Below are 25,048 nucleotides of genomic sequence, written 5' to 3'. Positions count from 1 at the left end.
CGCCCCGACGGACGCCCCGTTCAGTCTAGGCGGGACCCCGCGGCATAGGATGTGCCGGTGACCATCGCAGCCGGCAGGGTGCTCGCCCGGATCTGGCACGGGCTGCTCGCGTACGCCGTGAAATTCGGCATCGTGGGTCTGGTCGGCCTGGTCATCGACGTGACGCTGTTCAACCTGCTCCGGCTCGGGGTCTTCGGCGAAGGGCATTGGGCGCAGTCGGCGATCGGCGCGAAGACGATCTCCACGAGCGTCGCGATCGTCTTCAACTGGCTGGGCAACCGCTATTGGACGTTCCGCCGGCACCGTCGCCGCAACTACGTGCGCGAGTTCGCCGAGTACGTCGTCGTCTCGCTCGGCGGCATGGCGATCGCCCTGCTCTGCCTCTGGGTGAGCCACCACGTGCTGGGCTACACGAGCCTCGTCGCCGACAACATCGCGACCAACGTGGTGGGGCTCGCGCTCGGCACGGCGTTCCGGTTCCTCCTGTACCGCTTCTGGGTCTACGGGCACCACCGCGCCGACGGACTCTCGAACCTCGACCGCGTCGAGGAGGCGCAGCGCTCCCTCTTCGAGGAGCCCGAGCCGATCGAGGAGCCCGAGGCTCGCCGGTCGGATGTCCCGGCCGCTACTCCCCCGGCTCGTCGGGGGTCGGCTGGAACCACGGCGGATACACCGCCACCCGCGTCCTGAGACCGACCGCGTCGAGCGCGGCGCGCACCCGGTCTCGCACCCGGTCGTTGCCGACCGCGATGAGCAGCACCCGCTCGAGCGGCAACGACTCGTGCACGAGGAACTCGGCCGAGCGCAGACGCGACCCCTCGTCGTCGCGGTGGAGCCGCTGCAGCATGCGGAGCACGTCGGGCCACGCGGATGCCGCGTCGACGCCGCCGGCCGCGGCATCCGCGTCGGTGACGGCGACCGCGCCCTGGACCTCGGTGCGCGCCCCCACGGCACTCGCCACCGAGCTCACCAGGATGACGTGGTCGGCGGGCTGGCGCTCGACCGCGTCGACCGCGAGCCGGGGGTCGGGGGTGCCGGTGCGCACGGCGTTCCACACGTGCGCGTCGGTGGAGAGGAGGAACGGGACGTAGTCGGCGACCACCGCGTCGCCGCCGGGCACCGGGGCGGAGCGGCGGAACTCGCGCGCCGACGGCGCGGACACGTCGACGACGGGCTCGGCACCCGCGCGATCGGCGAGGAGCGCGCCCTCGCCGAGGATCGATGCGAGGTTGTCGACGTGCGTGACGTGGTAGATGCGAACGGTCTTGGGGTCGACCGGCGCCTCGTGGAGCGTCCGCGCGCTCGCGGCTCCGGCGACCCGCGCCGCCTGCCGGGCGGGCCGAGACGACCGCGGTCCGGTGGAGCGGCTCGGGCGTGGCGGGGCGACCACCTTCTTCGGCTCGGGCTCAGGCGGGGGGAAGCAGATGGCGCAGAGGCCGTCGTCGAAACCGTGGATGCATTCGTCGGCCACGTGGAACCCTTCATCGCTCGGCTCGCGCCGGGGGCGCACGAGACCGAACTTCTACGTTACGCGCTCCGAGTGGATGCCGCGGCACCTCACGGGACGCTCAGCGCGCGCCCCACACGTAGGTGTCCCCGTCGGCGATGGACGGCTCGGCCCGTCGCTGGTCGGCGATCCGGCCGTGCTCGTGCTCCATGAGCTCGTGCAGGGCCGACTGCACGAGGTTCGGGTTCGGCACGTCGTGGAGCACGACCGGATGCTCGTGACCGGTGTCGATGCGCACGTCGCCCGAGCCGAACGCGCGCTGCGCCCAGGTGCGGCGCACCATCACGTCGTAGCCGCGGGCATGGAGCAGTTCCTGCCGGACGCGCACGAACACGCCGCGGCGAAGGATGATGCGACGCGTCGTGATCGTGGTGCGACGCGTGAGCCACGCGAGGAACGGCACGAGGCATCCGGTGACCACGACGAGCAGGGCGATGCCGACCACGGCGAGCCGCTGCCACCACTCGGCGACCACGACGACCGCGTAGGCGGAGGCGCCGGCCACGACGATCAGCAGCAGGGCCGGCAGGATGAGCACGCGGGCGTGCCGCCGCAGCCGGGCGACGACCCGCTCAGCGGATGCCGCGGGCCGCGGGGCATCCTGGCTCGCAGCTGGGCTCATACGCCCATTAATACCGCAGGTGCGTGACGTCGCCCGCGGCGACAGACTGGGCCTCGCCGTTCCGGTCGCGCACCACGAGGCGACCGTCCCGGTCGATGCGCTCGGCCACGCCGATGAGCTCGCGATCGCCGGGCAGCTCCACCCGCACCTCGGAGCCCAGCGTGCCGCAGAGGGTCGCGACCCGGTCGGCGATCCCGCTCGCCTCGGCGTCCCCGCCGTGCTCCGCGAACGCGCGCACGAGTCCGAGGAAGCCCGAGAGGTAGTCCGAGAGCACCGCGTCCGCGTCGGGTCGCACGCCCGTGGCGAGCAGGAGCGAGGTCGACGTGAGCGTCGGCAGGTCGTGCTCGTCGAGTGTCAGGTTGAGGCCGGCGCCCACCACGACCGACGGTCCCCGAGCCTGACGACGGGAGCCCGTCGACGGGGCCGCTTCGACGGGCTCAGCGACGGGCTCGGCGACCGGCAGCAGTTCCGAGAGGATGCCGCAGATCTTGTAGCCCGAGACGAGCACGTCGTTGGGCCACTTCAGCACGACCTCGACGCCGCCCGTGTCGTCGTCGTCCTCGAGATCGGCCTTCGCGGATGCCGCGGCGTCGACGGCCCGGCGAACGGCCTCCGTCATGGCGGCCCCGGCCATCAGCGGGATCCACCCGTACGCCTCGGGCGGCAACGACGCCCCACCCGGAAGCTCGGGCCGCAGAAGCACCGAGATCGCGAGGGTCTTGCCCGTCGGGGCGAGCCAGGTGCGCCCCATGCGTCCGCGGCCGCGGGTCTGGTCGTCGGTGACGATGACCGATCCGTGCGGCCACGCCGCCGCCTCGGGCCCGGTGGCGGCCTCGCGCAGGTCGTCGTTGGTCGAACCGGTGCTCGCGACGAATTCCAGGCGCGGCACCGCGGCGCGGCTCAGCGGGAGGTCCATGCCGACAGTCTCCCAGTTCCGTGCGTCGGTGGAAGGCACCACGTCGGCGGCGGGATTTGTAGGAATCCCTCAACGAAGTTGGCGCAAGGCTCGCCGGTAGAGTGAACGGCGTGACCGAAGCGACTGACGGCCCAGACCTCTCCACGACCGCCGGCAAGCTCGCCGACCTCAAGCAGCGCTATCACGAGGCCGTGACCGCATCGGGCGAGGCGGCCATCGAGAAGCAGCACGCCAAGGGCAAGATGACGGCGCGGGAGCGCATCGCCGAGCTCCTCGATCCGGGCTCGTTCGTCGAGCTCGACGAGTTCGTGCGGCACCGCACGCATGCGTTCGGCATGGACGCCAAGCGCCCGTACGGCGACGCCGTGGTCACGGGCACCGGCACCATCCACGGCCGCCAGGTGGCCGTGTACTCGCAGGACTTCACGATCTTCGGGGGCTCGCTCGGCGAGGTCGCCGGCGAGAAGATCATCAAGGTCATGGAGCTCGCCCTGAAGACGGGCGTGCCCATCATCGGCATCCTCGACTCGGGTGGCGCGCGCATCCAGGAGGGTGTGGTCGCGCTCGGCAAGTACGGCGAGATCTTCCGCCGCAACACGCAGGCCTCCGGCGTCATCCCACAGATCTCGATCGTGTGCGGCCCGGCCGCGGGCGGTGCGGTGTACTCCCCCGCGCTCACCGACTTCGTGATCATGGTCGACAAGACGAGCCAGATGTTCGTCACCGGCCCCGACGTCATCAAGACCGTCACGGGCGAGGACGTCGGCATGGAGGAGCTCGGCGGCGCACTCACGCACAACACGATCTCGGGCGTGGCGCACTACCTCGCGAGCGATGAGTCCGACGCCCTCGACTACGCGCGCACGCTCGTGGCGTTCCTTCCCGACAACAACATGACGGATGCCCCGGTGTACGACGCCGAGGTCGAGCTCGAGATCACCGACGACGACCGCCGGCTCAACGCGATCATCCCCGACTCGCCGAACCAGCCGTACGACATGCACACCGTGATCGAGGGCATCGTCGACCACGGCGACTTCCTCGAGGTGCAGCCGCTGTTCGCGCCGAACATCGTGATCGGCTTCGCGCGCGTCGAGGGTCGCTCCGTCGGGATCATCGCGAACCAGCCCAGCCAGATGGCGGGCACGCTCAACATCGCCGCCGGCGAGAAGGCGTCGCGCTTCGTGCGGTTCTGCGACGCGTTCTCGATCCCGATCCTCACGCTCGTCGACGTGCCCGGCTACCTGCCCGGCACCGACCAGGAGTGGACGGGCGTCATCCGTCGCGGCGCGAAGCTGCTCTACGCCTACGCCGAGGCGACGGTGCCGCTCGTCACGGTGATCACGCGCAAGGCCTACGGCGGCGCCTACATCGTGATGGGCTCCAAGCAGCTCGGCGCCGACATCAACCTCGCCTGGCCGACCGCCGAGATCGCGGTGATGGGCGGCCAGGGCGCCGTCAACATCCTCTACCGCGGTGAGATCAAGCGCGCCGAGGAGGCCGGCGAGGATGTCGCGGCGGTGCGCACGAAGCTCGCCAACGAGTACACCTACAACGTCGCGTCGCCGTTCCTCGCCGCCGAGCGGGGCGAGCTCGACGGCGTCATCGAACCGGCCGCCACGCGCGTCGCCGTGACCAAGGCGCTGCGCGCACTCCGCACCAAGCGGGCGAGCCTGCCGCCGAAGAAGCACGGGAACATCCCCCTGTAGGGCGACCATGGACGACACGAACCCCTCCGGGAACAACGGGACCCCGACAGACCCCGAGGCCGACGCTCGCGCCGCCGACCTCCGCTTCATCACGCGCGGCGTGAGCCACGAGGAGGCCGCCGCGGTGACCGCCGTGATCCTCGCGGCGATGGATGAGCAGTCCGTCGAGGCATCCGTCGAGGAACCGCCCCGGCACCCGTGGGTGCAGAGCGGCCACGCGCTGCGCTCGCCCATCACCGTGGGGCCGGGAAGCTGGAGCCGGTCCCTGCGCTGAGCGCCGGGCGTGTCCCCCGTTTCGCACCGCCTGTCCCCCGAGTTACGTGAAGAACACTCGTCTCTCCGCGATGGCCATAGTGGAGGGGGACCACGGATGTCCCCCGAAATGACGACTGCGCGACGCTGGACGGTACGTCAGGATGGGTACTGCAGACTCCGCAGGAGTCGCCACCGTCACCGGTCGGGTAACCGGTGACCGTTGGGGGCGAGTCAGGGCGATATTCGGGTTGTCGCCGTGGCTCGGGCTTGTTGGGGGGCCGATCATCGATCGGTCCCCCACCTTCATGTCCGGGGGATCTCCAGCCAGAACTCGACCTCGAGCTCGTCGGTGTCATCGGACGGCAGGCCGTCGCCCTCGGGCTCGCGAAGTCCCACGACCGTCACCGCGACGGGCGATCCCTCGGCGGCCGTGCGCGCGATGATCCGATCCGCCTTCGAGTCCGCGACCGCCTCGGCCAGGCGGGACAGCACGCGGTCGCGCGTCGGTTCGTCGAGGTCGTCGATGCCGCCCTCGTCGAGGAGCATGACGATGGTGCCGCGCTCGCGAGCGCGCTGCACCTCGGTGCGCACGGCGTCGGTGAGCAGCATCCGCCCCCGGATCTCGTCGCGGATGGCCGCCTCGAGCAGGCGGCACTCCTGGCGTTGCGCCTCGGTGAGCGCGCCGCCCCGGTCGGCGATGCGACGCAGCATCGGGGCGGCGATGCGGTTCGTCTGCGCGAGTCGCATGCGCCCCTCGAACAGGTGCGCGTCCTGCGCGGCCTGCCACGCCGCCGCCTCCCGCTCGGCCTGCGCGTAGCGACGCGTCTCGCGCGCCGCAGCCGTGAGCGCCGACGTCAGCATGTGCGCGATGCCGACCCACACGATGCTGCCGATGACGCCGATCGTGCCGAGCGAGAGCGGCCCGGCCCACGCCACGCTCTGCACGGCGAGCGCGACGACGCCGAGCCAGGCGGCGGTGAGCTGGCGCCTGGCCGCGGCGATCGTCATGAGGGTGCCGACGGCCGCGACGTACCACGTCGCGTACCCGTTGTCGGCGTCGGCGTCGAGCTGGCTCGTCACGAGCAGGGGCAGCACGATGCAGACGGCCAGGTCGAACGCCGCGAGCCAGTCGGGCATGCGCAGCCGCTCGACCGGCCACAGGCTCGCGATCGTCGCGATCGAGTAGAGCGCGAGTGCCACGACGGTCGGCCACGGGGAGCTCGGCACGTCGAGCGAGTAGATCCCCAGCACCACGTGGTACGTCGAGAAGAGCGCCCCCAGCACGAGGAGGAGCCACCGGGGCACGCCGATCATGCGTCGCCCCCCAGCGCTCCGGCGGGCCACGCGACCGTGATCGTCGTGCCGTGCCCGGGGGTCGACTCGATCTCGGCGCCGCCGCCCGCATTGGCCATGCGCTCCTCGATCGAGACCCGCAACCCGAGGCGCTCCACCGGCACGTCGTGACGGTCGAAGCCGACGCCGTTGTCGGCGATCTCGATGACGCACCCGCCCGCACGCACGCCGCGGATGCGCAGCTCCCGCCGCGTGCCGCGCCCGGGCTCGTCGGCGTGCTGCATGCTGTTGACCATCGCCTGCACCGCCGCCGAGTAGAGCGCGTCGACCGCCTCCACGGGAAGCTCCACGCCGCCGGCGTTCACGACTCGCACGGTGAACGGTGCGGCGAACGTCGTGAGCGCCGCCCGCAGGCGCCGCACGAGCACGGGCAACCCGACCCGTTCCAGCGCCCGCGGGCCCGAGGCGCCGGCCTCGTCGAGCCGCTTGATCGCGTCGCGCGCCATCCGCGCCGCGAGTTCCCGCTCGTCGGGCGAGTCCGCCGCCGCGGCCGAGAGGAGGGTCGTGAGCACGCTGTCGTGCACGAGCGCGTCGACCTTCACACGCTCGCTCTCGGTGGCATGCTGGCGTGCGGCGACGTCGTAGCGCTGCAGGGCCGCCTCCTGCGCGCCGTCCACGGCTTCCGCGGCCTGGCGCAGCATCGTGACGATGATGAGCACCACGACGCCCAGGATCACCGCGTACATCGCGTCGAGCACGGCGAGCAGCGGCACCGCGCCACCGCCCGCGGGCAGCAGCCTGATGACGCCGTACGTGGCGGGCACGACGATGGTGTACGCCGTGGCCACCGGGGCGGGCACGGCCACGACGGCGGCGGTCGTCGCGACGGTGCAGATGTAGTAGAGCCACGGCGTCCCGCCGTGGAGCACGGCCGGATCCTCCACGAGGAACGGCCACGCCGCGAGGGCGACCGCGTACAGCACGGCGAACGTGAGCGCCGCGCCGCGCACGGCGACCTTCGCGACGCTCGCGACGGCGAGCACCACCAGCGCGCCGTAGAGGATCGCCATCAACGCCGCGCCCGCGCCGTCGACGAGCGCCGACGACTGCTCCATCGCGACCGGCATGGTCTGCGCACCGAACACCAGGCCGAACAACCCGAGTGCGCGACCCGTGACCGTCTCGACCTGCGCGCGGGTGACGGCGGCTCGCTTCGTGCTGAGCCGCGGGACCCGCCACTCAGCGGCGGGCATCCCCGCCTTCGCCGTCGAGACCCGGCAGGATGCCGTCCTCCACCGCCCTTCGCAGGAGGTCGACCTTCGTGGGCGCCGGGCGTCCGACCTCGATGTACTTCGCCCTGATGCGATCGAGGTACTCACGCGCCGTCGAATGCGCGATGCCCAGCTGCATGGCGACGAGCTTGAGCGGCAGCCCCGACGCGTAGAGGTGCAGCACGTCGCGTTCGCGGCGGCCGAGTTGCGCCTTGGCGAACTCGCGATCGGCCTCGATCGCGCTCGCCCACTCCACGTTGTTCAGCACCTCGCCCTTCGCGACCGTGGCGATCGCGGCGATCACGGTCGCCATGGGCGAGTCCTTCGGGATGACGCCGGCGGCTCCGGCCGCGAGTGCCTCCCGCACCGCGGCGACGCGGTCGGCGATGCTGTGCACGAGCACGGCACTGCCCGTGTCGAGCACGGCGCGCACGTTCTCGGTGACGGAGGAACCGTCGCCGAGCGACAGGTCGAGCACGACGACATCGCAGGACGACCCCCCGAGCGCCTCGAGCAGTTCGGGCACGTCGGCCGTCTCGGCCACGACCTCGTAGCCGGCGTCACGGCAGGCCGCGCGCAACCCGAGGCGCACGGCCTCGTGATCGTCGACGATCGCCACGGTCGCGGCGGCGTCCGTCCCGTCAGCTCCCGACACGTGTCCCCCTTCCGTCAGTCACACGATAGCGGTGAGTCTCGCCACGGCCTCGACGTGGTGCGTGTTCGGGAACAGGTCGAACGCCCGCACCTCCACGAGCTCGTAGCCGCGTTCGCCCAGCAGCCCGACGTCGCGCGCGAGCGCCACCGGGTCGCACGCGACGTAGACGAGCTGGCGCGGGCCCAGCTCGGCGAGCCGATCGACGACGTGGCGTCCGGCGCCCGATCGGGGCGGGTCGAGTACGACCGTCGCCCCCCGGAGCCGGGCGCGCTCGGTCGGGCCGCCGCCCGCTCCCGGCTCGGCGGCCAGGTCGTCGAGGAAGCGGTCCACCCGGGCGGTGACCGCCCGGGCGCCGACCCAGTCCGCCAGGTTCGCGCCCGCGTGCTCCGTCGCGCGCACGTCGGACTCGACCGACGTGATGCGCACGGCGTCGCCGAACCGGTCGCCGATCGCGGCCGCCAGCAGGCCCACGCCGCCGTACAGGTCGAGGTTCGCGGCGCGCGGATCGAACAGGTCGGGGTCGACGAGCTCCTGCACGGCACGCGTCAGCGTGGCCGCCGCGCCGCGGTGCACCTGCCAGAATCCGTCGCGGTCGAGGCGGAACCGTCGGTCGCCGACGCGCTCCTCGATCCTCGGGCGGGCGGCTCGCGGCATCCGCTCGCCCGTGACGACCACGACCTCGGGGTCGCCCACGCTCGGCGCCAGGAGGTCGATCGCCCGCGCTCCGGGGAATCGCTCGGCCAGCGGCGCGATCGCGGCGAGCTCGGGCACGGCGAGCGGCACGGATGCCACGGGGACGACCGTGTGGCTGCGGGCCGCGTAGGGGCCGACCGTGCCGTCGTCCGCCACGTGCAGCCGCACGCGCGTGCGCCAGCCGGTGCCGAGCTCGAGCGACGCCCCCGGCGCGAGCGACGCATCGACGGGACGCACGGGGGTATCGACCTCCACCCCGCCCATGCGCGCGAGCGCGTCGCGCAGCACCTCGGCCTTGAGGTCGCGCTGGCGTTCCGTCCGGATGTGCCCGAGCTCGGCGCCGCCCGCGCGCTGCCCGGGTGGCCGGTCGACGGATGCCTCGGGCCAGACGTGCGGCCGCCGGTCGGGCGACGCGCGCAGCACCTCGAGCGTCTCGGCCCGCCAGTACCGGTCGTGCTGCCGGTCGGTGACCCGCGCGACCACCCGCTCGCCGGGGACGGCGTCGGCGACGAACACGACGCGGCCCTCGTGGTGGGCGACGAAGACGCCGCCGTGGGCGACGCGCTCGACCTCGAGCTCGATGACGGGCCCGTCGGCGGCCTCCTGCGGCCGGGGTGCGGGCGCCTTCCGCGCCGGACCGCGGGTCGCCCCGCGCCTCCGTGCTTCGGGGCGGCGGGGTCGACGGGGCTCAGCCATGCTTCGAGCATTCCACAGCCCGCACGGCAGACGGCAGGATGGGAGGATGCGCCTCTACCTCGCGTCGACCTCCCCCGCCCGCCTGCAGACGCTCCGGGCGGCGGGGATCGAGCCGGTCGCGATCGCCCCCGGCGTCGACGAGGAGGCGCTCGTCGCGGCTCGGGAGGCGGCATCCGGCCCGCTCGCGCCCGCCGACCTGGTGCAGCTGCTCGCCCGCGCGAAGGCCGAGGCGATCGTCGGCGCGACCGTCGACGGCGAACCCATCGACGGACTCGTCCTCGGCGGCGATTCGGCGTTCCTCACCGGCGGCGAGCTGCACGGCAAGCCGTACCGGCCCGACGTCGCGAAGGCGCGCTGGCTCGCCCAGAACGGCGGACACGGCGATCTCTGGTCGGGCCACTGGCTCATCGATCACCGCGGCGGGGTCGCGCGGGGCGCGGTCGGGCGTCCGGATGTCGCGACCGTGCGCTTCGCCGCGCTCGACGAGGCCGAGATCGACGCCTACATCGCGACCGAGGAGCCGCTGCTCGTCGCGGGCGCCTTCACGATCGACAGCCTGGGCGGGCCGTTCATCCGCCGCGTCGAGGGCGACCCGTCGACCGTCGTGGGTCTCTCGCTGTCGACCCTCCGCGACCTCGTGCGGGAGCTCGGCGTGGACTGGCCCTCGCTCTGGAACCGGCGCTGAGGGGACACCCCGACCGCCGAAGCCATTGTCGGCGTCCGCAAGGGTCGCGGGTCTTTTTTGTGGATGCATCCCAAAGGGCGGTCGCGGCATCCCAATAGGCTGGAGCATTATGCCGCGCATCACCAAGGTCCTCATCGCCAACCGTGGAGAGATCGCCGTACGCGTCATCCGCGCCGCCCGCGACGCCGGGATCGGGTCGGTCGCGGTGTACGCCGACCAGGACCGCGACGCCCGGCACGCGAAGCTCGCCGACGAGGCGTACGCGCTCGACGGCTCCACGAGCGCCGAGACCTACCTGGTGGTCGACAAGCTGCTCTCGGTCGCGCGCCGCTCCGGCGCCGACGCCGTGCACCCCGGTTACGGCTTCCTCGCCGAGAACGCCGACTTCGCCCGCGCCGTCATCGACGCCGGCCTCATCTGGATCGGACCCTCCCCCGAGGCCATCGAGCGCCTCGGCGACAAGGTCTCGGCCCGTCACGTCGCCGAGAAGGTCGGCGCCCCGCTCGCGCCGGGCACCCTGAACCCGGTGGCGGATGCCTCGGAGGTGCTCGACTTCGTCGACGTGCACGGCCTGCCGGTGGCGATCAAGGCCGCCTTCGGCGGCGGCGGCCGCGGCCTCAAGGTCGCCCGCACCCGCGACGAGGTGCCGGAGCTCTTCGACTCGGCGACCCGCGAGGCGGTCGCCGCCTTCGGCCGCGGCGAGTGCTTCGTCGAGAAGTACCTCGACAAGCCCCGGCACGTCGAGACCCAGTGCCTCGCCGACGAGCACGGCAACGTGGTCGTCGTCTCCACGCGCGACTGCTCGTTGCAGCGGCGGCACCAGAAGCTCGTCGAGGAGGCGCCCGCGCCCTTCCTCACCGAGGAGCAGAACCGCCTGCTCTACGACGCGTCCAAGGCGATCCTGCGCGAGGTGGGCTACGTCGGCGCGGGAACGTGCGAGTTCCTCGTCGGCCAGGACGGCACGGTCTCGTTCCTCGAGGTGAACACGCGACTCCAGGTCGAGCACCCGGTCTCCGAGGAGGTCACGGGCCTCGACCTCGTGCGCGAGCAGTTCCGACTCGCCGAGGGCGGCGTGCTCGACTACCCCGACCCCGTGACCACGGGGCACTCGATCGAGTTCCGCATCAACGGGGAGGACCCGGGGCGGGGCTTCCTGCCGGCCCCCGGTCCGGTGCACCAGCTGCGCTTCCCGGGTGGCCCCGGCATCCGCATCGATTCCGGCGTGACCACCGGCGACGAGATCTCGGGCGCGTTCGACTCGCTCCTCGCGAAGCTCATCGTGACCGGTTCGACGCGTCGCGATGCGCTCGAGCGGGCCCGCCGCGCGCTCGACGAGTTCGAGATCGCGGGGCTGCCGACCGTGCTGCCGTTCCACCGGGACATCGTGCGGAACCCGGCGTTCGCGCCCGACGGCGACGAGCCCTTCTCGGTGTACACGCGCTGGATCGAGACCGAGTACGACAACGGCCTCGAGCCGTGGACGGGCGAGATCGCCGAGACGAGCGGTCCGGCAGCCCGCACCGGGGTCGTCGTCGAGGTGGGCGGCCGCCGCATCGAGGTGACGCTGCCGAAGCGGCTCGTCGGCGGGGCATCCGGCAACCACACGGCGGGCCCCGCGCCGCGTCGCCGCGCCCTGCACCACGCGGTCGACACCGCGACGGGCGACGCCGTGAAGGCGCCCATGCAGGCGACCGTCGTGAAGGTGGCCGTCGCCGAGGGCGACAAGGTCGTCAAGGGCGACCTCGTGCTCGTGCTCGAGGCCATGAAGATGGAGCAGCCCATCGTCGCCCATAAAGACGGCGTGATCGGCCTCGTGAACGCCGAGGCCGGCTCGACCGTCTCGAGCGGGCACCTGCTGCTCGCCATCAACGACGCGTAGCGGGCGCGTCACCGCGCGGATCCGCCGCACGCGGCGCCACCTCCCACGTCCAGAATTCAGGAGCGCCCGCCGTCCCACGGTCGCAGAATTCAGGAGCACCCGACCTCGTGTTCGTCATTCCGCAGCGTTCGCGCGAGCTGAACCCGTGCTCCGTGCATCCCTGCCTGAATTCTGCACAACCGTGCGGATGCCCCGGAACTCGGGTTCCTGAATACTGGACAACTCATCGAGGACCTCAGGAAGACGTGACATTCCGGGATCATCGAACGAGTCGACGCCCGCGTGGGCGTCGGAATCGCCGCCGGTGAGCGCCCTCCCCGATTCCCACCATGTGGAGGAGAACTCGATGCCCAGAATTCTGGAGGGCAACCCCGCGACATCCGATCGCCGCGTTCATTATTCAGGACGCAACCACGTGTCGCGCGTGATCAGCCGGTGATTCCAGCGAGCGACCGCGCCTTCCGCGCGGCGGGTACCTGAATTCTGTGCACGAAAGCGACGGGCACCAGCCGCCAGTTCCTGAATTCTGAGCAGGTCGTGGGCGGCGGCGTCATACGCGTCGCCGCACGGCCGGCGAAGCCGACCGAGCGGGCGACCGGCCCCAGCGCAGGCCCCCGAGGTCAGCGCACGATGTGCATGGCGCGCGCGGCATCCGTCAGCGAACCCGTGAGCGACGGGTACACGGGGAACGCCTCGGCGAACTGGTCGACGGTGAGGCGGTGCTCGATCGCCAGCGCGAGCGGGAAGATGAGCTCCGACGCCTTCGGCGCCACGATGACGCCGCCGATGATCGCGCCCGAGCCGTTCGACGCGAAGAGCTTCACGAAGCCGTCACGGATCTCCATCATCTTCGCCCGCGGGTTCGAGGCGAGTGGCAGCTTGTAGATGACGCCGGGCACCACGCCCTCCTCGATGTCCTTCTGCGTCCAGCCGACGGTCGCGATCTCGGGCTGGGTGAAGATGTTCGAGGTGATGTTGCGCTCCTCGGGCGGATTCACGATGTCACCCATCGCGTGGAACACCGCCGTGCGTCCCTGCATCGACGCGACCGACGCGAGGGGGACGTAGGTGGTGCAGTCGCCGGCCGCGTAGATGTTCGGCATCGACGTGCGCGCGACGCGGTTCACGCGGATGTGCCCGCTGTCCGACAGCTGCACGCCGGCCTCCTCGAGGCCGATGTCGCGCGTGTTCGGGACCGAGCCGACCGCCATCAGGCAGTGGCTGCCGCGCACCTCCCGGCCGTCCGAGAGGGTGGCCACGACCGAGTCGCCGTCGCGCACCACCGACGCCGCACGCGACTTGCTCATCACCTTCATGCCGTTGCGCTTGAAGACCTTCTCGATGACGGATGCCGCGTCCGCATCCTCGCCGGGCAGCACCTGGTCGCGGCTCGAGATGAGCGTGACCTTCGCGCCGAGGGCCCGATACGCCGAGGCGAACTCCGCGCCCGTGACACCCGACCCGACGACGATGAGGTGCTCGGGGATCTCGGGGAGGTCGTACACCTGCTTCCACGTGAGGATCCGCTCGCCGTCGGGCACGGCGGTCGGCAGCACCCGCGGGGTCGCGCCGACCGAGAGCACGAGCGTGTCGGCCTCGATGCGATCGAAGTCGGTGCCGCCCTTGGCCGTCGACACGATGATGGCGTTCGAGCCGTCGAGCCGCCCCTCCCCCTGCACGAGGCGCACGCCCGCGTCGATCAGGTTCGACCGCATGTCCTCCGATTGCTGGGCGGCGAGTCCGAGGAGCCGCTTGTTGACGGCGGCCAGGTTGATCGCGACATCGGGCTTCACCGCCTTGTCGCCGGCGCCCCTGGCGTAGAACTGCACGCCGAGGTCGGCGGCCTCCTTGACCGCGTTCGACGCCTCGGCGGTCGCGATGAGCGACTTCGACGGCACCACGTCGGTGAGCACCGCCGAGCCGCCGACGCCCGCCCGCTCGACGAGGGTGACCTCGGCGCCGAGCTGCGCGCCCGCGAGTGCGGCCTCGTACCCGCCCGGACCACCCCCGAGGACGGCGATGCGTTGCGTGCGCTCGAACTCGTAGGCCATGCTCACATTCTGTCGCATCCCCGCCGGACGCCCGCACACGAGCACCCGCCGCCGCGGCATCCGCCCGCTCATTAGAGTGGTGGGATGCATGCTGCGAACCCTCTCGACGACCCCGCCGCCGATCCCTTCGCCATCGCCGCCGAGGCCGCCGCGAAGATCGCCGAGCTCACGGGCGTCGCCCATCACGATCTCGCACTCACCCTCGGCAGCGGCTGGGCCCGGGCCGCCGACCTCATCGGCGAGACGACGCACACGTTCCCGGCCACGGAGGTGCCCGGCTTCTCGGCGCCCGCGCTCGAGGGCCACGGCGGCACGCTCCGGTCGGTCGCCCTGCCGAGCGGCAAGCGCGCGCTCGTCATCGGTGCTCGCACCCACTTCTACGAGGGACACGGTGTTCGCCGCGTGGTGCACTCGGTGCGCACCGCGGCCGCCGCCGGGGCGACGACGATGATCCTCACCAACGGCGCCGGCGGCATCAAGGAGCACTGGACTCCCGGCACGCCCGTGCTCATCAGCGACCACATCAACCTCACCGCCGCCTCGCCGCTCGAGGGCGCCACGTTCGTCGACCTCACGGACCTGTACTCGAAGCGACTGCGCGACCTCGCCCATTCGATCGACCCGAGCCTCGACGAGGGCGTGTACGTGCAGTTCCGCGGCCCGCACTACGAGACCCCGGCCGAGGTGCAGATGGCCAAGACCATCGGCGGCCACATCGTGGGCATGTCCACCGCGCTCGAGGCGATCGCGGCGCGCCAGGCCGGCATGGAGGTGCTCGGCATGTCGCTCGTGACCAACCTCGCCGCCGGCATCCAGCAGACCCCGCTCAGCCACGAGGAGGTGCTCGAGGCCGGCCGCGCCGCCGAGCCCGTGATCTCGGCCCTGCTCGCGAAGATCGTCGGAGAACTCTAGGAGGCACCGGATGTCGCAGCTGAACCCCGTCGACGCCGAGCGCCTCGCCCTCGCCGAGGCATGGATCGCGCAAGACCCCGACCCCGAGACCCGCGCCGAGCTCTCGGCGATCGTGGAAACCGCCCGCTCGGGCGACCCCGCGGCATCCGCCGACCTCGCCGACCGATTCGACACGCGTCTCGCGTTCGGCACCGCGGGCCTTCGCGGCGAGATCGCCGCGGGCCCGAACCGGATGAACCGGGTGCTCGTGTCGCAGGCCGCGGCGGGGCTCGCCGCCTACCTCCTCGAGCACGCCGAGCCGGGCACGACGCCGTCGGTCGTGGTCGGCTACGACGGCCGCAAGAACTCGGCCGTGTTCGCCCGAGACTCGGCGGCGATCATGGCGGGCGCCGGCGTGCGTGCCGTGCTTCTGCCGCAGATGCTGCCGACGCCCGTGCTCGCCTTCGCGGTGCGCCACCTCGACACCTCGGCGGGCGTCATGGTCACCGCATCGCACAACCCGCCGAACGACAACGGCTACAAGGTCTACCTCGGCGGCGCCGACCACGGCTCGCAGATCGTGGCTCCCGCCGACGCCGAGATCGCCGCGCACATCCTCCGCGTCGCCGAGTCGACGACGGTGCCCGAACTGCCCCGTGGCGAGTTCGAGACCGCGCCCGAATCGGTCATCGACGAGTACGTGCGTCAGACCGCGCTCGTCGCCGACGCCCCGTCGGCGCAGCCTCGCGTGGTGTACACGGCCATGCACGGCGTCGGATGGGAGACGACCGCCCGCGTGCTCGCGGTCGCCGGCTTCGACGCGCCCGCCGTCGTCGACGACCAGATCTCGCCCGATCCCGCGTTCCCGACCGTCGCGTTCCCGAACCCCGAGGAGCCCGGTGCGATGGATCTCAGCTTCGCGCGCGCCCGCGAGGCCGATGCGGAGCTCGTCATCGCGAACGACCCCGACGCCGACCGGCTCGCCGTCGCGATCCCCGACGCGGCGTCGACCGAGGGCTACCGCCGTCTCACCGGCAACGAGGTGGGCCTGCTCCTCGGCTGGCGGGCGGCGCGACGCGCCGCCGCGGCGGCTCCCGGCGAGGGCGGGCCGAACGGCACGCTCGCCTGCTCGATCGTGTCGTCGCCGGGCCTCGAGGCCGTCGCGAAGGCGTACGGCCTGGACTTCCAGGCCACCCTCACGGGATTCAAGTGGATCTCACGCGCACCGGGGCTCGTGTTCGGCTTCGAGGAGGCACTCGGCTATCTCGTGAACCCCGAGACCGTGCGCGACAAGGACGGCATCTCGGCCGCGCTCGCGTTCCTCTCGCTCGCCGCCGACCTGAAGGCGGCCGGGAAGACGGTCGCCGACCATCTCGACGAGTTCATCGAGCGGTTCGGATGCCACGCCTCCGCGCAGATCTCACTGCGCGTCACCGACCTCTCTCGCATCGGCGAGATCATGGCACGCCTGCGCGCCGAGCCGCCCGCCGCCGTCGACGGCATCCGGGTGGAGCGGATCGAGGATCTCGTCGACGGGTTCGGGGCGCTTCCTCCGTCGGACGTGCTGCGCATCGTGCTCGAGGGCGGCGGTCGCGTCATGGTGCGTCCGAGCGGGACCGAGCCGAAGCTCAAGGTCTACATCGACGCGGTCGGCACCGAGGGCTCGGTCGCCGAGCGTCGCGCGGCGGCAACCGACGCGGTCGCCCGCATCGAGGCCGGCATGCGCGAGCTCATCGCGGGTTGAGGCGCGAGCGCGGCGGTCGCGAGCGGCCTCAACCTCAGCCGAGCGACGCCTCGAGCTTGCCCGCGATCTCCTCCACGTCGAAGTAGTTGACGACCTCGATGATCTCGGCGTAGCTGCGGCCGATGGCCGCGCGTACCGCGTCGGCGAGTTCGGTCGACGTGAGGATCACCTGGGCGTCGGCCGCGGCATCCGCCACGTTCGCGAGGTCGCTCGCGCTGACGTCGGCCGTGAGCCCGAGCCGGGACAGCGCACGCTCGGCGTTCACCTGCAGGATCGCCGAGGTGCCGATGCCGACCCCGCAGACGGCGACGATCCTCATGCGCCGACCGCGCCGTCGACGGCGGGCGCCGCGAGGCCCAGCAGGTCGCGCACCTCGGCTGGCGAGGCGGCGCGGGCGATGCGACCGACGATGCGCTGGTCGTTGAACGCATTCGCGAGCTGCGCGACCGAAGCCACATGCTCCTCCGCACTGGAGGCGGCGAGACCTATGACGACCCGCACCGGGTCGTTGTGCGGATGGCCGAACGCCACCGGGTCGGCCAGCGTGACCACCGCGAGTCCCTCGCGACGGACGTCGGGACCGGGTCGCGCGTGCGCGAGCGCCAGCCCGGGGGCGATGACCACGTAGGCGCCGAACTCCTCGATCACGGCGATCATGCGATCGGCGTACTCCACCCGGGCGGCGCCCGAGCGGGCGAGCGCCCGGCCCGCCTCGCGCACGGCGGCGCGCCAGTCGGAGACCTGCGCGCCGAGCACCACGGCGGTGTCGGGAAGCGGCGGGAGCGGGGTCATGCTGGTCCGATCGGGGCGGCGGAGAGGGGAAGACCGGTGGGGGCGTTCAGGCTCGGTCGAAGCCGTCCTGGATGAGTTCGACGAGCTCTTCCCGATCGTCGAGCGGCAGGAAGGATGCCGCGGCGGCATTCAGCTGGAACGTCTCGAAGTCCTCGAGGTCGTATCCAAACGCATCGCTCAACAGGGCGAGCTCGCGCGTGAGGCTGGTGCCGCTCTGCAGGCGGTTGTCGGTGTTCACCGTCACCCGGAAGCCGAGCTGGTAGAGCAGGTCGAACGGGTGGTCGACGAGCTCGTCGCCCCACGCCGCGATGGCACCGGTCTGCAGGTTCGAGGAGGGGCTCAGCTCGAGGGCGATCTCGCGGTCGCGGATCCACTGCGCCACCGGCCCGAGCGACACGTACGTGTTCTCGTCGTCCTGCCGCTCGATGGTGAGGTCCTCGGCGATCCGCACCCCGTGGCCGAGCCGGAGCGCCCGGCCGTCGAACAGCGCGCTGCGGATCGAGTCGAGCCCATCGGCCTCGCCCGCGTGCACCGTGACCGGAACGAACTGCCCGGCGAGGAAGTCGAACGCGGTGCGGTGGCGGCTGGGCAGGAACCCCGCCTCGGGACCTGCGATGTCGAAGCCGACGACGCCGCGGTCGCGGTGGCGAACCGCGAGCTCGGCGATCTCGAGTCCGCGGTCGTGGTGGCGCATGGCCGTGACGAGCTGTCCGGCACGGATGCCGCGGCCCTGGTGACGCGCGTCGTCGATGCCCTGCTCGATGCCGGCCTGCACGGCCTCGACGACCTCGTCGAGCGAGAGCCCGCGTGCGAGGTGCTGCTCGGGCGCCCACCGGATCTCGCCGTAGATCACGCCGTCGGCCGTGAGGTCCTGCACGAACTCGCGTGCGACGCGCGTGAGGCCCTCGCGCGTCTGCATGACGGCGGTCGTGAGGTCGAACGTCTTCAGGTACTCGACGAGGGAGCCGGAGTTGGACTGCTCCGAGAACCAGGCCCCGAGCCCCTCGGCGTCGGACGCGGGCAGCTCGAGCCCGAGCTCGTCGGCGAGCTCGAGGAGGGTCTGCGGACGCAGACCGCCATCGAGGTGGTCGTGCAGCGAGATCTTCGGCAGCTCCTGGATGCTCGTGCCGTCGCCCTCGAGGCGATACTCCGTCGGAATCGTGTTCACGACTCAACGATAGCGGCGCGCCCGCCGCGAAGTCTCGGCATTCTCGAAGCCACGCCGCGCGCCATCCGTGATCGGCGAGCGAGCGCCGGCGGCGACGTCATCGGCCGATGCGGTCGGCGATGAGTGGGCCGCCGTCCTCGATCGGGTCGCCGGCGTCGCCGATGCGATACGCACCCTCGACGGCCTCGAGCGCACGGGCGAAGCGCTCGGGTTCGTCGGCGTGCAGGGTGAAGAGCGGCTCGCCCTTCCGCACCGCGTCGCCCGGCTTCGCGTGCAGGTCGATGCCGGCGGCGTGCTGCACGGGATCCTGCTTGCGGGCGCGCCCGGCACCGAGACGCCACGCGGCGATGCCGAACGGCAGCGCCTGCTGGGCCACGAGCACGCCGTCGCGGTCGGCGGTCACGACGTGCCGCTCCCGGGCGATCGGCAGTGCCGCGTCGGGGTCTCCCCCCTGCGCGGAGATGGCCCGGCGCCAGGTGTCCATCGCGCAGCCGTCGTCGAGCGCGGACTCGACATCGGCGTCGTGCACGCCGGCGAGCTCCAGCATCTCCCGGGCGAGCGCGACCGTGAGCGCGCGGACATCGGACGGCCCCCCGCCGGCGAGCACCTCGACCGACTCCCGCACCTCGTTCGCGTTGCCGATGGTGCGCCCGAGCGGCACGTTCATGTTCGTGAGGAGGGCGGATGTCGCGACGCCGGCGTCCTCGCCGAGCTCGACCATCGTGCGGGCCAGCTCCCGAGAGCGTTCGATGTCCTGGAGGAACGCCCCCGAACCGAACTTCACGTCGAGCACCAGCGCTCCGGTGCCCTCGGCGATCTTCTTCGACATGATCGACGAGGCGATGAGCGGGATCGCCTCGACGGTTCCCGTGATGTCGCGCAACGCGTACAGCTTCTTGTCGGCCGGCGCGAGCCCCGAACCGGCGGCGCAGATGACGCCGCCGACGTCTCGCAGCTGCGCGAACATCTCGTCGTTCGTGAGGTCGGCGCGCCATCCGGGGATCGACTCGAGCTTGTCGAGCGTGCCGCCGGTGTGGCCGAGGCCGCGGCCCGAGAGCTGCGGCACCGCGACGCCGAAGGTCGCGACGAGCGGCATGAGCGGGAGTGTGATCTTGTCGCCGACGCCGCCGGTGGAGTGCTTGTCGGTCGTCGGCTTGCCGAGCTTCGAGAAGTCCATGCGCTCGCCCGAGGCGATCATGGCCATGGTCAGGTCGCGGATCTCACGGCGCGTCATGCCGTTGAGGAAGATCGCCATCGTCATGGCCGACATCTGCTCGTCGGCGACGTAGCCCCGGGTGTACGCGTCGATCAGCCAGTCGATCTCCGCGGTCTCGAGCTCATGGCCGTCGCGCTTGGCGCGGATCAGGTCGACGGCGTCGAATCGCTCGACGGCGGTCACGACCGAGCCCCGTGGAACTCCGCGAGCTGGCGCGGGCCGAAGGCGTCGGGAAGCACCTGGTCGATGGTCTTCAGGCCCGACACCGTCTCGAGGAGCATCCCCTCGGCGGAGTGCTCGTAGAGCAGCTGCCGGCAGCGGCCGCAGGGCATCAGCGTGGCCCCGTGGCCGTCGACGCACGTGAAGGCGACGAGCTTGCCGCCGCCCGACATGATGAGCGCCGAGACGAGCCCGCACTCGGCGCAGAGCGTCACCCCGTACGACGCGTTCTCCACGTTGCAGCCGCTGACGACGCGGCCGTCGTCGACGATCGCGGCAGCGCCGACGGGGAACTCGGAGTACGGCACGTAGGCCTTCGCCATCGCCTCGCGCGCACGTTCGCGCAGCGAGTCCCAGTCGATCGCATCCGTTGCGGTCATGGTGCTCCCCCGTTCAGGATGAGTCGGTTCGTGGTAGATCGGAGACGTCCGTCGCCGATCAGGACTTGATGTACGGCTTGCCGTCGGCCGCGGGTGCGCGGGACTTCCCGACGAACCCGGCGACGGCGAAGATCGTCACGACGTACGGCAGCATGAGCATGAACTCGCTGGGCACGGGCGAGCCGATCACCGAGAGCGTGTTCTGCAGGTTCGAGGCGAAGCCGAACAGGAGCGCGGCGAGGGTCGCCTTGATCGGGTCCCATTGGCCGAAGATGACGGCCGCGAGGGCGATGAAGCCCGCGCCCGCGGTCATCTCGCGGTTGAACGCGATGCCCGACCCGATCGTGAAGAACGTGCCGCCGAGGCCGGCGATCGCGCCCGCGAGGGCGACGTTCCAGAACCGCGTGCGGTTGACGTTGATGCCGACGGTGTCGGCCGCCTGCGGGTGCTCGCCGACCGCGCGGGTCCGCAGGCCCCACCTGGTCTTGAAGAGCCCGAACCAGACGAGCGCGACCGCGATGTACATCAGGTACACGACGAGGGTCTGGCGGAACAGCACCGGTCCGATGATCGGGATCTCGCTGAGGATCGGGATCGGGAGGCGATCGAACCGGGGCGGGGTGTTCAGGATGGCCGCGTTCGGTGCGAGAACCTGCGAGAAGAAGAAGCTCGTGAGGCCGACGACGAGCACGTTGAGCACGACACCGACGATGATCTGGTCGACGAAGTACTTGATCGCGAACGCGGCGAGCACCATGCCGACGAGCATTCCCGCGACCATGGCCGCGACGAGCCCGAGCAGCGGCTGGCCGGTCACCGAAGCGACGACCGCGGCGGTGAACGCGCCGGCGAGCAGCTGGCCCTCGATCGCGATGTTGACGACGCCCGATCGTTCGCCGATGACGCCGGCGAGCGAACCGAAGATGAGCGGCACGGCGAGGCTCAGCGACCCGAACAGGAGGCCGATCATGGGGAGGGATGCCCCGGCTCCGGCCCAGGTGAGGAAGCCGAAGACCGCCAGGAGCGCGAAGACCACGATGAGCCACAGCGGCACCCGGCGCTTCCGGCTGACGAGGTAGGCCGAGTACGCGGTCGCGAGGGCGAGCAGCACGATGACGGACCACAGCGCGGGCATCGTCGGCACGACGAGCTCGGGCAGTTGGATGACGTCCCTCGCCAGCGAGAGCCGGTACGTGGTATCGCCCGGTCGCGGCGCGAACACCGCGAGCGCGAGGCCGAGGAGGGTGAAGACGCCGAGGGCGATCGGCGCCTTCCAGCTCGTCACGGTGGTCGTGTCGAGTGCGGCGGGTTGCGGCGCGATGGGCCGCTGGTCGGCGGTGGTGCTCACTTCGCCGCCACCTCCTTCATGGCCTTCTTGCGTGCTCGCTTCTTCTTGCGCTCGGGATCGGGCAACCCGAAGATCGTGCGCACGAGCGGCGGCGCCGCGATGAACAGGACGATGAGCGACTGCACGACGAGCACGATCTCGATCGGCACGCCCTCGGCGGCCTGCATCGAGAAGCCGCCGGCCTTGAATGCGCCGAACAGGATGCCGGCGATGAACGTGCCCCACGGCGTGGATCGGCCGAGGAGCGCCACGGTGATCGCGTCGAAGCCGATACCCGCGTCGATGCCGGCCGTGAATCCGCTGGTGACGGTGCCGAGCACCTGGCTGACACCCGCGAGGCCGAGCAGGGCGCCGGCGATGAGCATCGCCCAGACGTACACGCCCTTCACGTCGATGCCGGCCACGCGCGCGGCGTTCGGGTTGATGCCGACAGCGCGGAACTTGAACCCGAGGCTGGACCGGTTGAGGATCCACCACACGACGAGGGTCGCGAGCACCGCGAGCACGAAGCCGAAGTGGAGGTTGTACTGCGGCCCGAGCAGTTCGGGGAAGATCGCCGTCTCCTTCATGGGCGGCGTCTTCGGGTTCGACGACCCGGGCGCCTGCAGCAGGCCGGGGGTTCGCAGCATCCACGAGACCAGGTAGAACGCGACGTAGTTCAGCATGATGGTCACGATGACCTCATGCGCACCGGTGCGAGCCTTCAGGACACCCGCGATGCCGGCCCAGAGCGCACCGCCGACGAGGCCGCCGACGAGGGCGACGAGCATGTGGATGCCCCACGGCAGGTCGAAGCCGAACGCGATCCAGCCGGCGACGGATGCCGCGATCAGCATCTGGCCGCGACCGCCGATGTTGAACATGCCGACACGGAACGCGAGCGTGACGCCGAGGCCGCCGGCGATCAGCGGCGTCGCGAACGTCAGCGTCTCGGTGAGCGGCCGGATGCCGGCGGCGAACGTGTCGCGCCGGAAGTTGTAGATCGCACCCTGGAACAGGGCCGAGTACGCGCCGGCGACCGAATCCCAGATGGCCGCGAAGGTGTCACCCGGCCGCGCGAAGAAGTAGCCGATCGTCTCCTGGACCCGCTCGTCGGTGAACGCGATCATGATCGCACCGACGATCAGTGCCAGCAGCACCGCCAAGACCGAGATGATCGCGTTGCCGGTGGCGATCTGGTTGAGCATCGTGTGCCACTTCGACGGCGGCGGCACGTCGGCTCCGCCCGCCGCCCTGGGGCCGGGGCCGGATCCGGCGGCCTCGGCGTCCTGTGCGGCCGTGCCCTTGTCGGGCGACGCGGCCACGGACTCCTCGAGGGCGACGTCGGCGTCGGGCTCGTTCACGCCGGGGGCGTCGCCCCGCGGCTCGGTGGGGTCGCTCATGCGGCGGCTCCTTCTGCGGGGGTTTCCCCGGCCATCATCAGGCCGAGCACCTCGCGCGGCGTGTCGCCCGGCACGATGCCGACGATGCGCCCGCGATACATCACCATGATCCGGTCGGCGAGGGCGGCGACCTCGTCGAGTTCGGTCGAGACCACGACCACGGGGACCCCCGAGTCGCGCGCCGCGACGATGCGCTTGTGGATGAACTCGATCGAGCCGACGTCGACGCCGCGCGTCGGCTGCGCCGCGACGAGGAGGCGCAGCTCGCGGCTCAGTTCGCGGGCGAGCACCACCTTCTGCTGGTTGCCGCCCGACAGCCGGTTCGCCCACTCGTCGATGCCCTGCGTGCGGATGTCGAACTCCTCCACCTTCTCGCGCGCGAACTCGGCGAGCGCGCCGCGCTGCAGGTTGCCCGCGCGGACGAACGGCGGACCCGAGCTCCGGTCGAGCATCAGGTTCTCGGCGATCGTGAACTCGCCGACGAGGCCGTCCTCGGTGCGGTCCTCGGGAACGAACCCGACGCCCGCGTCGAGGATCCTGCGCACGCTCGAGCCGACGAGCTCCTGCCCGTCGAGCGTGACCGAGCCCTGCACCCGCGGATGCAGGCCGAGGAGCGCCTCGGTGAGCTCGGTCTGCCCGTTGCCCTGCACGCCGGCGACGGCGAGGATCTCGCCCCGCCGAACGGTGAAGCTCAGGTCGTTCACGACGAGATGGCCGAGATGGTCGATGACGCTGAGATGGTCGACCACGAGGGCCTCATCGCCGAGCTTCGGCTCGTCCTTGTGCACCGTGAGTTCGACCGCGCGTCCGACCATCATGGATGCCAACTCGGCATTGGAGGCCGTCGGCGCAGCCTCGCCCACGACCTTGCCCAGGCGGATGACCGTGATGCGGTCGGCCACCTCGCGGACCTCGCGGAGCTTGTGCGTGATGAAGACGATCGAGGTGCCCGTCTCCTTCAGTTGGCGCATCATGCCCATCAGCTCATCGGTCTCCTGCGGCGTGAGCACCGCGGTCGGCTCGTCGAACACGAGCACGCGGGCATCGCGGGAGAGCGCCTTGATGATCTCGACGCGCTGCTGGAGGCCGACCGGCAGGTCTTCGACGACCGCGTCGGGATCGACGTGGAACCCGAACCGCCGGGAGATCTCATCGACCTTCTCACGTGCGGCCGCGAGGTCGAGCACACCGCCGGCCTTCGTCGACTCGTGGCCCAGCATGACGTTCTCGGCGACCGTGAACACCGGGATGAGCATGAAGTGCTGATGCACCATGCCGATGCCCGCCGCCATCGCATCGCCGGGACCCTGGAAGTGCTGCACCTCGCCGTCGAGGAGCACCTCGCCCTCGTCGGCCTGGTAGAGGCCGTAGAGCACGTTCATGAGCGTCGACTTGCCGGCACCGTTCTCGCCGAGGAGGGCGTGGATCTCGCCGGCCTCCACGGTGAGGTCGATGTGGTCGTTGGCGACCAGGCTGCCGAATCGCTTCGTGATGCCGCGAAGTTCGAGCTTCATGTCCCCGATCCTACTGAGATGGCTGCATCCGTTGGAGATGCTGCGCGAATGTTGAACGGCCCGGATGGCGCGCGCTCAGATGTTGGCGTGAGCGCACCGGTGCGCGTCCGGACGCGGATCGGGGAGGCCGGCGACCGCCGACCTCCCCGATTGAAATGGTCC

23 protein-coding genes are annotated in these 25,048 nt (G+C 71.4%); 7 read left to right on the top strand and 16 right to left on the bottom strand.

Going from position 1 to position 25,048, the window contains the following annotated elements; translation table 11 throughout:
- The first annotated feature begins 57 nt into the window (after window positions 1-57).
- On the top strand, window positions 58-690 hold the full coding sequence (locus tag EZM51_RS02860) for a GtrA family protein (RefSeq protein WP_248305426.1): 633 nt from the start codon (window positions 58-60) through the stop codon (window positions 688-690).
- On the opposite strand, the gene EZM51_RS02855 is transcribed toward EZM51_RS02860, so the two are convergent.
- The 3 genes from EZM51_RS02855 to EZM51_RS02845 all read right to left on the bottom strand — a co-directional run bounded on the left by EZM51_RS02855 (window position 626) and on the right by EZM51_RS02845 (window position 3,045).
- Window positions 626-1,471: a DarT ssDNA thymidine ADP-ribosyltransferase family protein gene (locus EZM51_RS02855; protein ID WP_169053759.1), complete on the bottom strand. Its 846-nt coding sequence runs from the start codon at window positions 1,469-1,471 to the stop codon at window positions 626-628. The two genes, EZM51_RS02860 and EZM51_RS02855, sit on opposite strands and share 65 nt — an antisense overlap.
- A 97-nt stretch (window positions 1,472-1,568) precedes the next feature.
- Complete coding sequence (locus EZM51_RS02850; RefSeq protein ID WP_136706695.1) at window positions 1,569-2,129, bottom strand: PH domain-containing protein; 561 nt, start codon at window positions 2,127-2,129, stop codon at window positions 1,569-1,571.
- A gap of 7 nt (window positions 2,130-2,136) precedes the next feature.
- Window positions 2,137-3,045 carry a biotin--[acetyl-CoA-carboxylase] ligase gene (locus tag EZM51_RS02845; RefSeq protein ID WP_136706694.1) on the bottom strand — a complete coding sequence of 303 codons (909 nt, stop codon included), beginning with the start codon at window positions 3,043-3,045 and terminating at the stop codon, window positions 2,137-2,139.
- Window positions 3,046-3,155: 110 nt separating this feature from the next.
- Here EZM51_RS02845 and EZM51_RS02840 point away from each other — a divergent pair, with 110 nt between their 5' ends.
- Together EZM51_RS02840 and EZM51_RS02835 are read left to right on the top strand one after the other, a co-directional pair.
- Window positions 3,156-4,754 (top strand): acyl-CoA carboxylase subunit beta, encoded by a 1,599-nt coding sequence (locus EZM51_RS02840; protein WP_136706693.1) that lies wholly within the window; start codon window positions 3,156-3,158, stop codon window positions 4,752-4,754.
- 7 nt (window positions 4,755-4,761) lie between these two features.
- Complete coding sequence (locus EZM51_RS02835) at window positions 4,762-5,028, top strand: acyl-CoA carboxylase subunit epsilon (protein ID WP_136706692.1); 267 nt, start codon at window positions 4,762-4,764, stop codon at window positions 5,026-5,028.
- Between the two features lie 284 nt (window positions 5,029-5,312).
- Here the strand turns inward: EZM51_RS02835 and EZM51_RS02830 are convergent, their stop codons facing one another.
- From EZM51_RS02830 to EZM51_RS02815, 4 genes are read right to left on the bottom strand one after another with little or no spacing between them, the layout of a single operon-like run.
- Window positions 5,313-6,323 (bottom strand): hypothetical protein, encoded by a 1,011-nt coding sequence (locus EZM51_RS02830; protein ID WP_136706691.1) that lies wholly within the window; start codon window positions 6,321-6,323, stop codon window positions 5,313-5,315.
- Window positions 6,320-7,555 carry an ATP-binding protein gene (locus tag EZM51_RS02825; protein WP_136706690.1) on the bottom strand — a complete coding sequence of 412 codons (1,236 nt, stop codon included), beginning with the start codon at window positions 7,553-7,555 and terminating at the stop codon, window positions 6,320-6,322. Before EZM51_RS02825 ends, EZM51_RS02830 begins: the two co-directional genes overlap by 4 nt.
- Window positions 7,542-8,228: a response regulator transcription factor gene (locus EZM51_RS02820; RefSeq protein WP_248305425.1), complete on the bottom strand. Its 687-nt coding sequence runs from the start codon at window positions 8,226-8,228 to the stop codon at window positions 7,542-7,544. The genes EZM51_RS02825 and EZM51_RS02820 overlap by 14 nt, the downstream gene beginning before the upstream one ends.
- 18 nt (window positions 8,229-8,246) lie before the next feature.
- Window positions 8,247-9,617 carry a TRAM domain-containing protein gene (locus tag EZM51_RS02815; protein ID WP_136706688.1) on the bottom strand — a complete coding sequence of 457 codons (1,371 nt, stop codon included), beginning with the start codon at window positions 9,615-9,617 and terminating at the stop codon, window positions 8,247-8,249.
- A 46-nt stretch (window positions 9,618-9,663) separates the two neighbouring features.
- Here EZM51_RS02815 and EZM51_RS02810 point away from each other — a divergent pair, with 46 nt between their 5' ends.
- Both EZM51_RS02810 and EZM51_RS02805 read left to right on the top strand, forming a co-directional pair.
- Window positions 9,664-10,302 carry a nucleoside triphosphate pyrophosphatase gene (locus EZM51_RS02810; protein ID WP_136706687.1) on the top strand — a complete coding sequence of 213 codons (639 nt, stop codon included), beginning with the start codon at window positions 9,664-9,666 and terminating at the stop codon, window positions 10,300-10,302.
- A gap of 109 nt (window positions 10,303-10,411) precedes the next feature.
- A complete protein-coding gene (locus EZM51_RS02805; protein ID WP_136706686.1) occupies window positions 10,412-12,181 on the top strand; it encodes a biotin carboxylase N-terminal domain-containing protein in 1,770 nt (589 codons plus the stop codon).
- 620 nt (window positions 12,182-12,801) lie between these two features.
- Here EZM51_RS02805 and EZM51_RS02800 read toward each other — a convergent pair.
- Window positions 12,802-14,232 (bottom strand): NAD(P)H-quinone dehydrogenase, encoded by a 1,431-nt coding sequence (locus tag EZM51_RS02800; protein ID WP_136706685.1) that lies wholly within the window; start codon window positions 14,230-14,232, stop codon window positions 12,802-12,804.
- A gap of 84 nt (window positions 14,233-14,316) precedes the next feature.
- Here EZM51_RS02800 and EZM51_RS02795 point away from each other — a divergent pair, with 84 nt between their 5' ends.
- Together EZM51_RS02795 and EZM51_RS02790 are read left to right on the top strand one after the other, a co-directional pair.
- The gene (locus tag EZM51_RS02795) at window positions 14,317-15,144 is read left to right on the top strand and encodes a purine-nucleoside phosphorylase (protein WP_136706684.1); all 828 of its coding nucleotides are present in this window, start codon (window positions 14,317-14,319) and stop codon (window positions 15,142-15,144) included.
- A 10-nt stretch (window positions 15,145-15,154) separates the two neighbouring features.
- A complete protein-coding gene (locus tag EZM51_RS02790) occupies window positions 15,155-16,867 on the top strand; it encodes a phospho-sugar mutase (RefSeq protein ID WP_136706683.1) in 1,713 nt (570 codons plus the stop codon).
- A 34-nt stretch (window positions 16,868-16,901) separates the two neighbouring features.
- On the opposite strand, the gene EZM51_RS02785 is transcribed toward EZM51_RS02790, so the two are convergent.
- The 8 genes from EZM51_RS02785 to EZM51_RS02750 form a co-directional block, all read right to left on the bottom strand.
- On the bottom strand, window positions 16,902-17,186 hold the full coding sequence (locus EZM51_RS02785; protein WP_136706682.1) for a PTS sugar transporter subunit IIB: 285 nt from the start codon (window positions 17,184-17,186) through the stop codon (window positions 16,902-16,904).
- Window positions 17,183-17,659, bottom strand: a complete 477-nt coding sequence (locus EZM51_RS02780) for a PTS sugar transporter subunit IIA (RefSeq protein WP_136706681.1) — start codon at window positions 17,657-17,659, stop codon at window positions 17,183-17,185. The genes EZM51_RS02785 and EZM51_RS02780 overlap by 4 nt, the downstream gene beginning before the upstream one ends.
- A gap of 46 nt (window positions 17,660-17,705) precedes the next feature.
- Complete coding sequence (locus tag EZM51_RS02775) at window positions 17,706-18,827, bottom strand: adenosine deaminase (protein WP_248305424.1); 1,122 nt, start codon at window positions 18,825-18,827, stop codon at window positions 17,706-17,708.
- Between the two features lie 97 nt (window positions 18,828-18,924).
- Entirely contained in the window at window positions 18,925-20,226 is a 1,302-nt protein-coding gene (locus EZM51_RS02770) for a thymidine phosphorylase (protein ID WP_136706680.1), read from the bottom strand.
- On the bottom strand, window positions 20,223-20,642 hold the full coding sequence (locus tag EZM51_RS02765) for a cytidine deaminase (protein ID WP_136706679.1): 420 nt from the start codon (window positions 20,640-20,642) through the stop codon (window positions 20,223-20,225). Before EZM51_RS02765 ends, EZM51_RS02770 begins: the two co-directional genes overlap by 4 nt.
- A 58-nt stretch (window positions 20,643-20,700) precedes the next feature.
- A complete protein-coding gene (locus tag EZM51_RS02760; protein ID WP_136706678.1) occupies window positions 20,701-21,990 on the bottom strand; it encodes an ABC transporter permease in 1,290 nt (429 codons plus the stop codon).
- Window positions 21,987-23,372 (bottom strand): ABC transporter permease, encoded by a 1,386-nt coding sequence (locus tag EZM51_RS02755; RefSeq protein ID WP_136706677.1) that lies wholly within the window; start codon window positions 23,370-23,372, stop codon window positions 21,987-21,989. The genes EZM51_RS02760 and EZM51_RS02755 overlap by 4 nt, the downstream gene beginning before the upstream one ends.
- Window positions 23,369-24,886, bottom strand: a complete 1,518-nt coding sequence (locus tag EZM51_RS02750) for an ABC transporter ATP-binding protein (protein WP_136706676.1) — start codon at window positions 24,884-24,886, stop codon at window positions 23,369-23,371. The genes EZM51_RS02755 and EZM51_RS02750 overlap by 4 nt, the downstream gene beginning before the upstream one ends.
- Window positions 24,887-25,048: the final 162 nt, after the last annotated feature.

The organism is Agromyces sp. H66, from assembly GCF_004959775.1.
Classification (GTDB): Bacteria; Actinomycetota; Actinomycetes; order Actinomycetales; family Microbacteriaceae; genus Agromyces.
Note: the sequence above shows the minus strand (reverse complement) of the source record. Positions and strands in the feature narration are given on the sequence as shown.